The 14,340-nt window shown below is 52.8% G+C and carries 15 protein-coding genes; 9 read left to right on the top strand and 6 right to left on the bottom strand.

Going from position 1 to position 14,340, the window contains the following annotated elements:
- The first annotated feature begins 27 nt into the window (after window positions 1-27).
- Both EV294_RS23740 and EV294_RS23735 read left to right on the top strand, forming a co-directional pair.
- The gene (locus EV294_RS23740) at window positions 28-567 is read left to right on the top strand and encodes a sigma-70 family RNA polymerase sigma factor (RefSeq protein WP_132311373.1); all 540 of its coding nucleotides are present in this window, start codon (window positions 28-30) and stop codon (window positions 565-567) included.
- Entirely contained in the window at window positions 560-1,915 is a 1,356-nt protein-coding gene (locus EV294_RS23735) for a DUF4179 domain-containing protein (protein WP_132311371.1), read from the top strand. Before EV294_RS23740 ends, EV294_RS23735 begins: the two co-directional genes overlap by 8 nt.
- Window positions 1,916-1,975: 60 nt before the next feature.
- Here the strand turns inward: EV294_RS23735 and EV294_RS23730 are convergent, their stop codons facing one another.
- The gene (locus EV294_RS23730) at window positions 1,976-2,566 is read right to left on the bottom strand and encodes a DUF421 domain-containing protein (protein ID WP_132311369.1); all 591 of its coding nucleotides are present in this window, start codon (window positions 2,564-2,566) and stop codon (window positions 1,976-1,978) included.
- A gap of 117 nt (window positions 2,567-2,683) precedes the next feature.
- Complete coding sequence (locus EV294_RS23725) at window positions 2,684-3,514, bottom strand: alpha/beta fold hydrolase (RefSeq protein ID WP_243711771.1); 831 nt, start codon at window positions 3,512-3,514, stop codon at window positions 2,684-2,686.
- A gap of 147 nt (window positions 3,515-3,661) precedes the next feature.
- Here EV294_RS23725 and EV294_RS23720 point away from each other — a divergent pair, with 147 nt between their 5' ends.
- The 7 genes from EV294_RS23720 to EV294_RS23690 all read left to right on the top strand — a co-directional run bounded on the left by EV294_RS23720 (window position 3,662) and on the right by EV294_RS23690 (window position 9,021).
- Window positions 3,662-4,105, top strand: a complete 444-nt coding sequence (locus EV294_RS23720) for an Lrp/AsnC family transcriptional regulator (RefSeq protein WP_132311365.1) — start codon at window positions 3,662-3,664, stop codon at window positions 4,103-4,105.
- 147 nt (window positions 4,106-4,252) lie between these two features.
- Window positions 4,253-5,161: an NAD(P)/FAD-dependent oxidoreductase gene (locus EV294_RS23715; protein WP_132311363.1), complete on the top strand. Its 909-nt coding sequence runs from the start codon at window positions 4,253-4,255 to the stop codon at window positions 5,159-5,161.
- 153 nt (window positions 5,162-5,314) lie between these two features.
- On the top strand, window positions 5,315-6,157 hold the full coding sequence (locus EV294_RS23710; protein ID WP_132311361.1) for a basic amino acid ABC transporter substrate-binding protein: 843 nt from the start codon (window positions 5,315-5,317) through the stop codon (window positions 6,155-6,157).
- A 68-nt stretch (window positions 6,158-6,225) separates the two neighbouring features.
- Entirely contained in the window at window positions 6,226-6,882 is a 657-nt protein-coding gene (locus EV294_RS23705) for an amino acid ABC transporter permease (protein WP_132311359.1), read from the top strand.
- Between the two features lie 11 nt (window positions 6,883-6,893).
- On the top strand, window positions 6,894-7,616 hold the full coding sequence (locus EV294_RS23700; protein WP_132311490.1) for an amino acid ABC transporter ATP-binding protein: 723 nt from the start codon (window positions 6,894-6,896) through the stop codon (window positions 7,614-7,616).
- A gap of 74 nt (window positions 7,617-7,690) precedes the next feature.
- Window positions 7,691-7,822, top strand: coding sequence for a DUF4023 domain-containing protein (locus EV294_RS23695; RefSeq protein ID WP_127499156.1), 132 nt, complete (start codon window positions 7,691-7,693; stop codon window positions 7,820-7,822).
- Window positions 7,823-7,983: 161 nt separating this feature from the next.
- Window positions 7,984-9,021: a cation diffusion facilitator family transporter gene (locus EV294_RS23690; RefSeq protein ID WP_132311357.1), complete on the top strand. Its 1,038-nt coding sequence runs from the start codon at window positions 7,984-7,986 to the stop codon at window positions 9,019-9,021.
- 445 nt (window positions 9,022-9,466) lie between these two features.
- Here EV294_RS23690 and EV294_RS23685 read toward each other — a convergent pair whose 3' ends face one another.
- The 4 genes from EV294_RS23685 to EV294_RS23670 all read right to left on the bottom strand — a co-directional run bounded on the left by EV294_RS23685 (window position 9,467) and on the right by EV294_RS23670 (window position 14,163).
- Window positions 9,467-10,081 carry a PH domain-containing protein gene (locus EV294_RS23685; protein WP_132311355.1) on the bottom strand — a complete coding sequence of 205 codons (615 nt, stop codon included), beginning with the start codon at window positions 10,079-10,081 and terminating at the stop codon, window positions 9,467-9,469.
- Between the two features lie 89 nt (window positions 10,082-10,170).
- On the bottom strand, window positions 10,171-11,391 hold the full coding sequence (locus EV294_RS23680; RefSeq protein ID WP_132311353.1) for an MFS transporter: 1,221 nt from the start codon (window positions 11,389-11,391) through the stop codon (window positions 10,171-10,173).
- Window positions 11,392-11,560: 169 nt separating this feature from the next.
- Window positions 11,561-12,367, bottom strand: a complete 807-nt coding sequence (locus EV294_RS23675; RefSeq protein ID WP_132311351.1) for an alpha/beta fold hydrolase — start codon at window positions 12,365-12,367, stop codon at window positions 11,561-11,563.
- 194 nt (window positions 12,368-12,561) lie between these two features.
- Window positions 12,562-14,163 (bottom strand): sensor domain-containing diguanylate cyclase, encoded by a 1,602-nt coding sequence (locus tag EV294_RS23670; RefSeq protein WP_132311349.1) that lies wholly within the window; start codon window positions 14,161-14,163, stop codon window positions 12,562-12,564.
- Window positions 14,164-14,340 lie beyond the last annotated feature (177 nt).

Below are 14,340 nucleotides of genomic sequence, written 5' to 3'. Positions count from 1 at the left end.
ATGCGGAAATGGCAGGGGAGGAAGCGTGTGGGAAACGAATTACTGGTGGCCGCAGCGAGACGGGGCGACGATGCTGCCTTTTATAGTCTCATTACGCAGCACAAGGAGAAGATGTACCGGATTGCTTATTCGTATTTGAAAAACGAAACCGATGCCCTTGAGGCCGTGCAGGAAGCGACCTGCCGCGCGTATATGCAGATTCGCAAGCTGAAGGAGCCGGAGTATTTCGGCAGCTGGCTGATCCGGATTCTGATGAATTACTGTGCGGACGAAGCCAAGCGGAAAACGCGAAGAGCGGACGGACAGCAAGCAGTGGCTGCTGCTCTTGATCCGCATGCGGCAAATGGCGAATCGGCCTTGCTGGAGCGGGTGATGCTCGAGTCGGCGGTGGAGCAGCTGGATGCGAACTATCAGAAAGTGATTCAGCTGAAGTATTATCACGATCTGACCATTACGGAGATTGCGAGAACGCTGCAGAAGCCGGAAGGGACGATCAAGACTTGGCTGCATAAAGCGCTAGGCGGGCTGCGGCAGCGGCTGGGGAAGGAGGGGGAGCCGAATGGATGAGTATCGGGATGAACAAGCGCGGGAGCTTCCGGAGCTGGAGGCGATGAAGGAATACATGGAGGACATTCCCATACCTTCCGAGATTGACGCGAGGATATGGAGCGGCATAAGGGCCGGCCGGCAGCGCAGAAGACGAAGAGTATTTTCCAGAGTGGCTGCTTATACCGCATGTCTATTGCTTCTCGTATCGGTTGCGTCCGTTCGGTTCTCTCCCGAGGTAGCCGCGTACGTGGGGGAGATACCAGGCCTTAAGCCGTTTGTCGAGCTCATTCATTACGATAAGGGCCTTGAACTGGCCATAGACAATGACTTTATGCAGCCAGTAGGTCTCTCGGAAGAACAGGACGGGATTAAGGTAACGATTGACGGTATGATCGCCGACGAATCGAGAATCATTGTGTTCTATACGTTAGAGAATGTAGATGAACGGAAGAGTGTTGTTAATTTCAATGGAGCTAGAATATCTAATGTTGAGCATATATCTAGCTCGTACGGTTCCGGTGCGTTTGAAGAGGACTGGAAGATAAGGCAAGATACAATAGAATTCCAGCCCCAAGACGGAACTCGCTTGCCGGATACGTTGGAGCTGGAACTGAAGCTCAATAAAGTCAGCGAAGCTGCAACAACGGATATAGAATGGCATTTTTCTGTTCCTGTAGATAAAGCGAAGTTTGAAGGAATGAAGGAAACTTACGATTTGAACCAGACTGTCGCGGTTGAAGGCCAGAAAATCACTTTCGGGAAGATGACAGTCTACCCAACAAGAATCGGGGTTGAAGTAAATTATGATCCGGCCAATACGAAGAAGCTGTTCTACCTCGATGATCTTCGGCTTGTAGATGAAAGAGGTGAAGCGTTCAGTTCGATAATGAATGGCATATCCGGGTCTACTATAAACGAGAACAGCCAAGTACTGTACTTCCAGAGCAATTACTTCAAGAAGCCCAAGCATCTCTATTTGCGGGCGAGCAGTATTCGGGCGCTGGACAAAGATAAACTGGAGGTGAAGGTTGACCTCGAACGCAAGCAGCTGCTTGCCAGACCGGACAGCCAGCTTACTCTGAAAGACATAGGCACTAGTAGCGAGGATGGGCAGGACATTCTTGTTTTCGAACTGAAGAACAACGATCCGCTTGATCAGGATCGCATGTATAGTCTATTTGAAGGCGCGTTTAAGGACGCTGCAGGCCACTCTTTCGAATCGCATATGACGGGTACCTCGGGCAATGGGGCAGATACCGAGTACCAATTCTATATTCCGAAGGAGAAATACCAGAGTCCGCTTACGCTTCATATTCAGGATTATCCGACTCGGATTCACGGGGACATTGATATCCAAATTAAATAAAATGCAATCGACAAGTAAGGGCTGCCGTCATCGGCAGCCCTTACTTGCACGAATGATCTTCTATTGAAGTTGATCCGGAACTTCATCCTTATGCGGCGTGCTGACTTCAGCGAATAGATTGCGGCTGCCGGAATTTACTGCCGGGGGTGCAACGGCTTGCGGGAAATAGGATCGTAACAGGCTTTCGATATCTCTTATCGTGGCAGGCTTTGCATGCGGATAAAGCTCATAGCCAAGCTCTCCGTTGACCTCGATTGTCGCCGATTTTACGTCCTGGAAAGCCGAGATTTCGTGCATGCGCAATCTCTTCTCCAGATCGTCTACGGATATGCGCAGCTTTCTCAAATTGTTTGTTATAACCTCTCCATTCTCGATAACGGGTACGGCAAATCCCTTTAGCAATCGCTCGGCAGTGTTGGATTTTAGCGTTAGCCATTCGACCCCTACAAGAACGAGAACAAACACCGCGGCTGCTGCTATCGTCTTTAAGGCTCCTTTTCCGCTTACCTCCGAGCCCATAATTGCGCCTATCGTCAGCAAGATCCCCAGCTGGGGCATGGTCATTTGCGAAATCGATTTACGCCCGGCAAGACGAAGAAGAATGATGCTGACCGCGGCGAATAAAAAGGCTAGACCTAACATGTATAGCATGCGATTCCTCCTGATCTCATTCTAATCCTGTAAAGTAAGTATTTGCATGGAGGCTTTTAAGTATCAGGAAAGAAATAAAGAAGTAAGGCTGCCGGATTAAACGGCAGCCTTACTTCTTTACTCCGACAACAGAAAGTCCAGAACAGCGCTCTCGAACGCATCCGGAAACTCCACATTAGGGAGATGGACGGCGGGCAGCATAAGAAGCCTTGCGTGCGGCACCGTCTCGGCAAGTGATTCGCCGTGACTTGGCAGCGTCACCGTATCATTCTGACCTGCGATGACTAGTGTCGGGCTGCTGATAAGAGCAGCGGTCCGGCGCATATCCATGTCGCGGATTGCGGCCCAGCTGCCTCCGATTCCTTCCGCGCGGGTGGCGAGGACCATCCGGTGGAAGGCAGCGACAATCCCGCTCTTCGAATCGATCATATTCGAAGGGAACCAGTTTTTGATAAACGTATCGGCGAAACCGTTCAAGTTCTCTGCTTGCAGGACGGAAGCAATCAATCCATCCCACTGCTCGGCAGGTCCCAGATAGGACGAGGTATTGCTTAAGATCAGCCGGCTGATCCGTTCGGGAGCGTGGATGCCAAGCCATTGCCCGACGGCACCGCCAAGCGACAATCCGAGAAAATGGACGCGGTCGATCCGAAGCGAATCGAGCAGCTCGATGACATCTCTTCCCAATCGGTCGAAGGAATAAGGCCCGGCTGGCGTATCCGAGTCGCCATGACCGCGGTAATCATAGCGCAGCACGCGGAAATGCTCCCCGAATGCTTCGATCTGTCCTTCCCACATATTCATGGAAGTAGCAATGGAGTTCGCCAGCATAAGTACCGGCTTATCGGCTGCCCCATCGACTCGATACGCTATTCGAACGCCGTCTCCGGTGGTGAAAAAGCTTAAGCCATTCGTTCTATTTGTTTCATTAAAGGTCATTGTCATCATCATCCATCTCCTTCATTGGTTATTAGTGACAGTTTATTGGAATCGGCTTACAATTCACATAAGAGGATTAAGGAATTTGGCGCTCGAAAACTTAATGATTACGTTAGTAGCTGTCCCAAACCTTTAAAATTAGAGGTGATCTATTTCATGGACCAAATTGATCATAAAATACTGTCGATTCTTCATGATAACGCCAGGATTACGATCTCGGAGATGAGCCGCATCATTGCCATGTCGCAGCCGGCCGTCACCGAGAGACTCCGTAAGCTGGAGGAGCAGGGAGTCATAACGGGCTATCGGGCAGAGCTGTCCTTATCCAAGCTTGGCAAGTATACAACGGCGTTTGTATTGTTTAAGTCGAGCCACTGCAAGGAATTCGAAGCCTTTAGCGAGGCCGCCCCTGAGATCGTGGATTTCTACCGAACGAGCGGGGAGTACAATTATTTATTGAAGGTCGTGACGGAAACAAGCGAAACCTTGGAGAGCTTCCTTGAAAAATGCCATACCTATGGATTTTCTTCGACTCTAGTCGTACTCTCCACCCGGTTCGAGGATAAACTTTTTTCCGCAATTCTCCCTAACCAAGCATAAAACCCGAGCAAACCGCGTACTTAGTGAAGCAAGACTTCCTAAGCATCGCGGTTTTTTTGTTCCTTCGTAGGCGTTTTGTTTTTGCGCAAAGATGCCATACTGAACGAATAGCGAGTAAGGATACAGGTTTTTAAGGAGTGATAGCAGATGAAGCTGTACGACTGCGCCATTATCGGAGGCGGACCGGCTGGGCTTAACGCAGCGCTTGTGCTGGGCAGGGCTAGACGGCACGTTGTGCTGTTTGACGATAACAAGCCGCGGAATGCGGTGACGCGCGAATCGCATGGATTTATTACAAGAGACGGCGTAAAGCCCGATGAATTCCGGCGGCTTGCCCATCTGGATATAAGCAAATATCCTTCCGTCAAGGTGGTTCGGACCAAGGCCGTGGATATGGTAAAGCGGGGGCATGCCCTGTTTCTCGTGCAGGCAAGCACCGGAGAGGTGTATCAGGCGCGGACGATTATTCTGGCGCTAGGACTAAAGGAAAAGCTGCCCGATATTTCGGGCGTCGCCGATTATTACGGCTCGTCCTTATTCAGCTGTCCGTATTGCGACGGATGGGAAATGAGAGACCAGCCGCTTGCCGTCATCTCGGAGAATGAGTCCCACCGCTTCTCGATGGTATCCACGGTCTATAACTGGAGCAAAGATCTGATTGTGTGCACCAATGGGGTTGGATCGATTGAGCCGCAGCAGCGGGCGAAGCTTCTGAGCCGGGGGGTACGGATCTTCGAGCAGCGAATTGCTTCTCTGAGAGGAAAAAGCGGCCGCCTGCAAAAGATCGTCTTTGCCGACGGGACGGAAGTGGCCCGTACGGGAGGTTTTGTAACGTCGAACTGGTATCTCCCTATCCGGGGTGCCGAGAAATTAGGCTGCAGATTAAACGAAAGCGGCGGTCTGGCGATAGACGATTACGGAAAAACGACGGTGGAGCATGTCTACTCCGCAGGCGATGCGGCCACGATTTCGCCCGCCCAGCTTGTGGTTGCGGCTGCCGGAGGGAGTAAGGCGGCGATGAGCGTTAACACCGCACTGACCCATTTGGATTTTTAAGCGCCATGTTATTTAAGTGTTATAATAACTAACATAAATCATTGCGCAGAACGTTTCTACCTGCTAAAATCTTGATGAATTGCTAGCTGATTGATAGATTGCACGAGCAGCTCAATTTGTGCTAGGCCAATGTTGAGAGAGGTGGAGTGGACCATGGGGAAGCGGTTATCGGTACTTCTGGCAGCGGGAATTCTCGTCATGACGATGGCAGCATGCGGGGCCAACAAGGAAAACGGCAGCAGCAACACGGCAAGCGGCGGCGATCAACCAAGCAGCACTGCCAGCGAGAAGGTGTACAAGTTCGCGACCGACGCGGCTTATGCGCCAATGGAATTTATGGATAAGGATAAAATTTCGGGCTTTGACGTTGATTTTCTGAAGGCGGTTATGGAGGAAGCGGGACTGAAGTATTCCATCACGAATACCGGCTGGGACGCGATGCTGACGGAGGTGCAATCCGGCAAAAGCTATGATGCGGGAATATCGAGCGTATCCATTACGCCGGAGAGGGAAGAGTCTTATGACTACTCCATTCCTTACTTTGAATCCACCAATATGATTATGGTGAAGGAAGACAGTACGGTTGCCAGCGCGGCTGATCTGAAAGACAAGAAGGTAGCGGTTCAGGGCTCCACGACGGCGGATACGTTGATGTCCGGCATTATGGGCAACGACAATACCGACCTGAAGCGGTTCGACAGCAATGCGGTGGCGATGCTCGAGCTTGATTCGGGCGGGGTGGATGCCGTTGTGGCCGATATCGCGATTGTCCGCGAATATATGAAGAATAATCCGGAGCGCAAGCTGAAGGCGATCATGGACACGGCGAGCTTTGGTTCGGAGTTTTACGGCATTTTGCTTCCGGCGGGCAGCGAGCTGAAGGCGAAGCTGGATCCGGCGATCAAGACGGTGCTCGAGAACGGCAAGTATACGGAAATTTATAAAGAATGGTTCGGGGAAGAGCCGAACGTCGACAATGTGCTAAACGCGAAGTAAGCAGCATAAGGCATGCGTAATGGGATCAAGTTGCGCATGCTTTTTTCTTGACCGGGGAGGACGAGCGCATGCATTTTCGATTCGATATTATCGTCGACTATATTCCGTTATTGCTCAAAGGGGCCGCGCTGACGATTGGGATCTCTGCGCTTGCGATTGCGCTGGGCACCATGCTGGGGCTGGCCGTCAGCTTTGGCAAAATGTCGTCCAGATGGTATCTCAGCTGGCCGACGAGCGGGTATATTCATTTTTTTCGCGGTACGCCGTTATACGTTCAAATTCTGATCGTGCATTTTGGGCTTGTGCCCGCTTGTATTGGACATACCGATGCCATTGTTGCGGCGATTACCGCTCTTGCTTTGAACTCGGCCGCCTATACGGCGGAAATTTACCGGGCGGGCATCCAGTCGATTGATAAAGGACAGACGGAAGCCGCGCAATCCCTTGGGATGACCAGCGGACAGACGATGAGATTTATTATCCTGCCGCAGGCGGTGAGACGGATGATCCCGGCTTTCGGCAATGAATTTGTCGTCCTCATCAAGGATTCCTCGCTAGTTGCCCTAATTGCCGCGCCGGAATTAATGTACTGGAGCAATGTGATGCGGGGCCAGTATCTGCGCGTGTGGGAGCCTTATCTTGCGGCCGCCTTTATCTATCTGATTCTGACTTACTCGCTTAGCAAGCTGCTGGGCTGGATGGAGAAGAAGGGGGTGGCGGGATGACGGCGGGACCGATTATTGCTGTAACTGGAGTCCATAAGTCGTTTGGAGCGAATACCGTTCTGAAGGATGTGTCCATGCAGGTAGCGCCTGGGGAGGTTGTTGTCATTATCGGCCCTTCCGGCTCGGGGAAGTCAACGCTGCTCCGCTGCCTGAATGGACTGGAGAAGCCGGAGGGGGGCGAGATCCGGATTGAAGACCGTTCCTTGCTCGAGGCCGGGTCAAGCATTACCGGGATCCGATCGCGAATGGGGATGGTATTCCAGCAGTTTAACCTGTTTCCTCATCTTAACGTGCTTGGCAATATTACGCTCGCTCCCGTGCGGGTACGCAAGCTGGAACCGGCGAATGCGGAGAAGCTTGCTTTGTCGCTGCTTGGCAAGGTAGGTCTCGCCGAGAAAGCGGGACAGTTCCCGGCATCGCTCTCCGGCGGACAGGCGCAGCGGGTTGCGATCGCACGGGCGCTCGCTATGGAGCCTCGCATTATGCTGTTCGACGAGCCTACTTCGGCGCTTGATCCCGAGATGGTGGGCGAGGTGCTCGCCGTCATGAAGGAGCTTGCGGCGGAAGGGATGACGATGGTCATCGTTACGCATGAGATGGGCTTTGCCCGGGAGGTCGGGCATCGGGTGCTGTTCATGGAGCAAGGGATGATCGTGGAGGAAGGAACTCCGCAGCAGCTGTTCGACGAACCGCGGCAGGAGCGGACGAAAGCTTTTTTATCCAAGGTGCTGTAGCAACCGGCTTGCGAAGCGCATAAGGTGAAATCTCCGCGGAAACCCTACTAGTGGCAAAGGAGGGGATTGAAGCGATGGAATCCACTAGCGAATTTGTGGCAAAGGTTCATGCCACGCAAGCCAAGCAGAAGAAAAACCAGGTCCGTTACGGCAAAGGCAAGGCTTCCCAAAAGCTGCAAAACGTGCAGCATACGAACAATCCATAACTTGAAGATCCGTTCCGCCCGGAGCCTTGGTCAAATCCCAAGGCCGGGCGGATTGCGCGATTAGCGGAAAAGGCTTATCCATGGATTGACAAAAGAAGGCGGTTGCGGCATCATAAACATATGAATAGTTGTTCATATATATAAAGTGAGGTGCCAGTCTTATGAGTCATGAACATAACCATAACGAGCAAGAAGGGGAGCATAAGCATTCGCATTCCGGCAAGGGGCATGCGGATAGCTGCAGCGGCGGACATCACCATGGCCACGGCCACGGTCACGGGACACATGGTCATGACCATGGACATCACGGGCATCATCATCACTTTGATATGTCGGGCAACAAGACCGGACTATTTATCGCGTTAATTATTACGGCGGGCATTATGGTATTGGAGTTTGTCGGGGGACTGGTGACCAACAGCCTGGCGCTGTTGTCGGATTCGGGGCATATGCTGAGCGACGTGAGCGCCTTGGTGCTCAGCCTTGTGGCGGTATGGTTCGCGGCGCGCCCGGCTTCGGCGGTTCGCACGTACGGTTTTCACCGGTTCGAGATATTGGCGGCTTTATTTAACGGCATTACGCTTGTAGTTATTTCGGTCTTTATTATTTGGGAGGCCATCGGCCGATTGTTTGATCCGCCGACTGTGGCAAGCGGCTCGATGATGCTGATTGCGGCAGTTGGCCTGCTTGCCAACCTGGCGAGCGCCTGGGCGCTGCTGCGCAAAGGGGATGTCCATAACAACCTCAACGTCCGAAGCGCTTACCTTCACGTGCTGGGCGATGCGCTTGGCTCGGTAGGGGCCGTGCTTGCGGGGCTGCTGATCTACCTCTTCGATTGGAATATCGCCGATCCGATTATTTCGATTGTCGTTGCCGTTCTGATTGTAAGAAGCGCGTGGAGCGTGTTGAAGCATACCGTCCACATTCTGATGGAAGGGACTCCGGTGAACGTGGACGAGAAGGAGATTCGCGCGGCGCTTGGAGAGATCGAAGGCGTCGTTGACGTGCATGACCTTCACATCTGGACGATTACGTCCGGTCTGGACTCCTTGAGCTGCCACCTGCAGGTCGCGGACGGAACGGACTGCCAAGGGGTGCTGCAGGCGGCGATCGCGCTGGTCGAGGAACGCTTTGGCATTCAGCATTCCACGATTCAAGTGGAAAGCTCGCGCATCCGGCATATGGAGCTGCAGGTCTAGCGGCAGCTCCAAGGTGCAGCGGTTAGCGCAGCAAGCAATGTGCAATGGCTATTGTGCAGCGGTATCTTGAGCGTTGAAGCTGCTCTGTGCAGAAGTGGAAGTACTGCCGTTCGCCTACGTTGCATGAAATGCAGGATAAAGATGCGCATTGCCCCAGTAACCTGAACGATACTGCACGGAATGCACTATATTCGTGATTTGTAGCTCTAATCGGTTCGAATTGACGTAATATCCTGCATTCTGTGCAGCGTAATTTCTCTATGGGCCTGCAAATGTGCGTGTATCCTGCATATCGTGCAGTGTAATTTCAGCAAGCCGTTCGGCTGGGGAGGTATAGCGATTTACATAGGCATAGCCCGTAGATTCTTATCAAGACCAAGCCTGAACATGCCCCGCCAAACGCAAGAACGCCGCCCTTCATGGGGCGGCGTTTTATTTTAGCATATTAAAGATTGATATAACGGTCGAAGATTGCGCCGAAATCTTTTACTTTGTACTGCTTCTGCGCGCCCTCGAGCCAGTTGAATGCGGATTGGTTCAGCTTGTTGAACGCATCGGCTACATCGTAGTCGCCTTTATGGGCATGGCTAAGCGTCGAGGAAGCGAGCTCCAGGCTTTGGCGGGCAAAGCTGAGGCTGATTTCGTTCTCGTGGTGGATCTCGGAAATTTTGATAAGGGATTTGTACAAGTCCTTCACTTGCTCGATATGCTTCTTATTCACGTCGATGGAGAACGGTACGGAGCCAATCACGAATTTGATCTCGACGTCCAGGTCGACCGTGCCGGCCGTCTCCAGGGCTACGTTGCCGATCTTGTTCGTTGCGTAAGGGTAACGGTGCAGCATGCGTTTCTTGCTGACCGCGCTGGTGCCGTCCAGATGAATAAGGGCCAGGTTGGTGAAGCAGTATTCGTCGGTTTTCGACTTGATCAGAAAATAAATCTTTTCCCCGTCTTCGTGCATCACGTAGTCATCGGAATCCACCTTATCATAATTCTCCGGCCGGATAACCGACCCGATATCGCTGAGGCCGAGTATGTCGGCAGCTACTTTTCCGAACAATCTTACCATTCCTCTCCCTATGTAGATTGAATCACTCTACCATTATATATGCGGAATGGGGGATTATTCTAGATGATCCTAAACGCGGCTTAAGACCGCTCGGCGGCGGCTTTGGAGGCGGCCATTTTTTCCTCCATGTGCTGTCTCTTTACCAGAACGGCGGCAATCACCAGCATAACGCCGTTAATAATAAACACCCATTTAATCGGGATAATGCCGCCTAGCACGCCCCCGATAACAGGTCCAAGCATGGTAGCGAACTGGGTAGCCGACTGGTTCAAGCTGAAGGCCCGGCCGCGGAAGCTTGTCTCCGTCGACTTCACGATCATCGCATTAATAGCGGGAGTTACCCCGGCGAAGAACAGGCCGTATACGAAGCGCAGAATGCCGAATTCGGCAATATGCCCGACGAAGAACTGCAGGCAGTTGCCGATCCCTCCGCCAAGCAAGCCGATAAAGAGCACCTTCGAGAAGCCGATTTTCGACCCGAATTTACCCCACTGCGGAGCGGCGATCAAGGTCGCAATCCCGACGGCCGAGAACACAATCCCGGATTGCAAGGAAGCATCATGCTCGTTTGTCCCTAGCTGCAGCACGTAGACGGTAAGCAGCGGCTCGAGAATCATAACCGAGAACATCGCAAGTCCGGACATGCCAAGGAGCGTCAGGAAGGCTTTGTTATGCGAGGCATGCTTCAGGTCGTCCAGAACGGAGGAGCGCACGCCGGAGCGGTTGAATTTATGCTCGGTAGCGAAGAAGGTTGCGATTAACGCTGCCACCAGCACGATACAGCCGGAGAAAACAAACGATTCCCGGTTCCCGATGTAATGGCTGACCGTACCGCCAATGAGCGGTCCCATAATGCCGCCCGTCGCGCCGGAGGTTGCCATGATGCCAAGGGCGTAGCCGGATTTCTCCTCCGGGGTATTCGTTGCGACGAGGGCGATAGCCGCCGGCACGTAGCCGGCGAGCAGGCCCTGGAACACCCGGAGTATAAGGAACACATACGGATCTTTGATAAAGAACGTAATGAAATAAAGTGCCGCTAAGCTGAAGCCCGAACGAATGAGCATCGGCTTGCGGCCGTATTTGTCAGCTAGCGATCCCCAATAAGGCGCGATAAGCGCACTGGCTAGAAACGTAATGCCAAACGCGAATCCCGACCACATTTCCAGATGGCTATTCACTCCGAGATCATTATGCAGGAACAGCGGGATGAACGGAATTGAAACCGAATAGGCCGTGCTGCAAAAGAAAACACCAATCCATAAAACGATCAAATTGCGTTTCCACGAGTAAGGCTGGGTCATGTCAGTCACATCCTAAAGAGTACGTCAGAGTACGATTTTTCTTTTATTGTAAACCTATTTTTACCGAATCTCCATGTTCGGCGGAAAAAACCGTACTTTTGTCCTTGCGGCCCATGAGAAAAAGCCTCCGTTATGCAAAGCAGGCGGAAGCTTAATGGGCGCTATGAGATTAATGCCGCAAGGCTTCCAGCAGGCAGGCGTTAAACAGCTCCAGCTCCTCGTAAAAAATGGCGTGCCCGCTGTTATCGAACCTGAGCAGGATGGAGTTTGGAATCGTTTCCTTCATGATGATAGCCAGCTCGAAGGGACAGACGCGGTCGTATACCCCGTGGAAAATGTACGTCGGCACCTTGATCCGTGCCAGATCTGCCTTTACATTCTCGTCTCGCAAAGTATATCCGCAGGCGATGATGGCGCGTGGCGACTGGTCAAGCTGGACGGAGTCGAACCATTGCCGGAACGGCGGCGACGGTTCGTTATGGAAGAACAGCTTGCCGAATTCCTGCAGCATAAGCGGGCGGTCTCGGTACGCGAGACCGATGAGGGCATCCAGTCCCTGGGGCGGCATGCCCTGCGGAAAGCCGGGCTGCTTCGTAATATAGGGGGCGGCCGCGGCGAACAGGAGCAGCTTGCCGACGCCATGCCCGGCATGCCGTCCCATGTAACGGACAGCTACCGCACCACCCATCGAGAAGGCGGCTAGGGTAAGCTCTTTGAAGCCTAACGTATCGATAAGGCAGCGCACATCATCGGCCATCCGATCCAGGCTGTAGCTCTCCCATGGAGAGTCCGATTTCCCAAAGCCCCGGAGGTCCATCCGGATGCAGCGATAGCCGTATTTGGGCAGTTCGTTAATCTGGTATTCATACATACGGTGATCCAACGGATAGCCGTGCACGAACAGGATTGGCTGCCCTGCGCCCGTGTCCTCCACGTACAGACTGACGCCCGGCTCCACATCAATATAATAGTTCAAGGCTTTCGTCTCCTTCTCCTAAAGCGGAATCGTTCTTTGTAGTAAAGGTATGAGCCGTTCCGCTACGTTAGAAGAAAGCGGTCAAGCCGATGTGCTCGGAGATTCGAATAGAAGGCAAAAGCTGTGATCGGGGTCTCCGGTGCTGCCGCAGCCGCGAAAAAAAAGCCGTCCACCTGAAGGTGGACAGCCTCAACTTAGATACGCGCCATATTCATCAGGCTGCTGTAGGCAACCGTGCGGTTGCGGCCGTCGCGCTTGGCCTGGTAGAGTGCCTGATCGGCGAATTTGAACAACTCGACAACTTCCTCCGCCGCATCGGGGAAGGTCGCGACTCCAAGCGACATCGTCACCGATTCGCCGATCGGGGTGACGGACTGCTCGATCCGCCGCCGGATCCGCTCCGCGACCTGCACAGCTTCCGCCTCTGTGGCATGAGGCAGCAGCATCGTAAACTCCTCGCCGCCGTACCGGCAGCAATAATCGTCCGGTCCCTTCTCGCTTACCATGACGCCTGCCACAAATTTCAGCACTTCATCGCCCATCTGATGGCCATGCCGGTCATTTACGTTCTTGAAATGGTCAAGGTCCATAATAATAACCGAGAACGGCGTGCCCTGCTGCAACCATAAGGTTGTGATCGCCCCCATGGTCCGGCGGTTCGTCAGGCCGGTGAGCGCATCGGTATTCGCTTCGGCATGCAGCTCTTCCTTCTGCGCGCGCAGCTTATTGAAGGCAACGGCGACCGTATCGACAAGCTGATTCGCTTCATAATTCCAGCTGACATCCGCCTGCAGCGGCTTCAGCGCTTCATCCCCGCCGGAGAGGCGGGAGGCGTAGGTAGCCAGCCGGTTAAGCGGATGCGCCAGCTTGCGGGACAGCCAGAACGAGAGAAGAACGAGCAGCAGAACGAACGGTGCGGAGAACTTCGTCATCTCGCGGATGACGTTTTCCGAAATATTCGTAATATAGTCCTGCGGCGTCTGCGAGACGATCCCCCAGCCCGCAGCCGGTACCGGCGCAAAGCCCGCAAGGAAATTTTGCCCCTGCGAGTTGATGATGCGCTGCGCGCCGGACATTCCCTTCATCAGCTTCCGGACAACCGGATTGCTGCTCACATTTTCCGAGATGCGGTCTTTGTCCGGGTGATAGATCAGGTTGCCGGCGGAATCCACCACATAGAAGTAGGAACCGTTTGTGGTGCTCGCCTGAACGCCTAGAATATCGCGGAAAATATTCGCTTGCTGCAGGTAGATCGATCCGCCGACAAAGCCTTTGTAATTGCCGTTATGGTCGAAGATCGGCGAGCTTACCATAACGATCAGCCGGTTGGTTATGGCATGGAACGGCTTCGATATATACGGCTTCTTCAACCGGAGCGATTCCGTTGTCGCTTCCGAAGTCGGCTTGCTGCCTATGAGATTCAGGTTGTTGGGCGAAGTAGAGACAATAACGCCGTTCTTGTTCACAATCGTAAGCGAGTTGAAATAAGGGCTTGTCCCCATAAAGAAATCCAGCTGGGACAAGACATTCCGATCGCTTAGCTCGATGTCCGAGAAATAATCCGCGGTCACCTCGAGACTCTTCTGCATGGATATAACAAGCGACTGCGTCGTTTTGCTTAAGTTCAGCGCCGCAATGCCGTTCATTTCGATTGTATTGTTGAAGAGCGACTTTCGCTCGGTGTTATATCCGATAATGGTACTGATGAAGATGGTAATCAGAACGGATAGGATGACGACAAATGAAATAATAGAGGACAGCTTAAAGCCTTTGCGCGGCCGTATCTTATAGACCATGGATGGCAGGCGATGCTCCTTCCTAATTCTTACTAAACGATAGTGTATCATTTTTTGTCGAATGTTACGATAATCATTCTAAAAAACAGTGATTCTGTCGAATCGCAGTTTTAGCTGCGGTAAAACGGAACGCTCCCGGTTAATGACGATCAGCTGATATAGGCCGGGAACGGCAAA

The sequence above is a fragment of the Paenibacillus sp. BK033 genome (genome assembly GCF_004345425.1).
GTDB lineage: Bacteria > Bacillota > Bacilli > Paenibacillales > Paenibacillaceae > Pristimantibacillus.
Note: the sequence above shows the minus strand (reverse complement) of the source record. Positions and strands in the feature narration are given on the sequence as shown.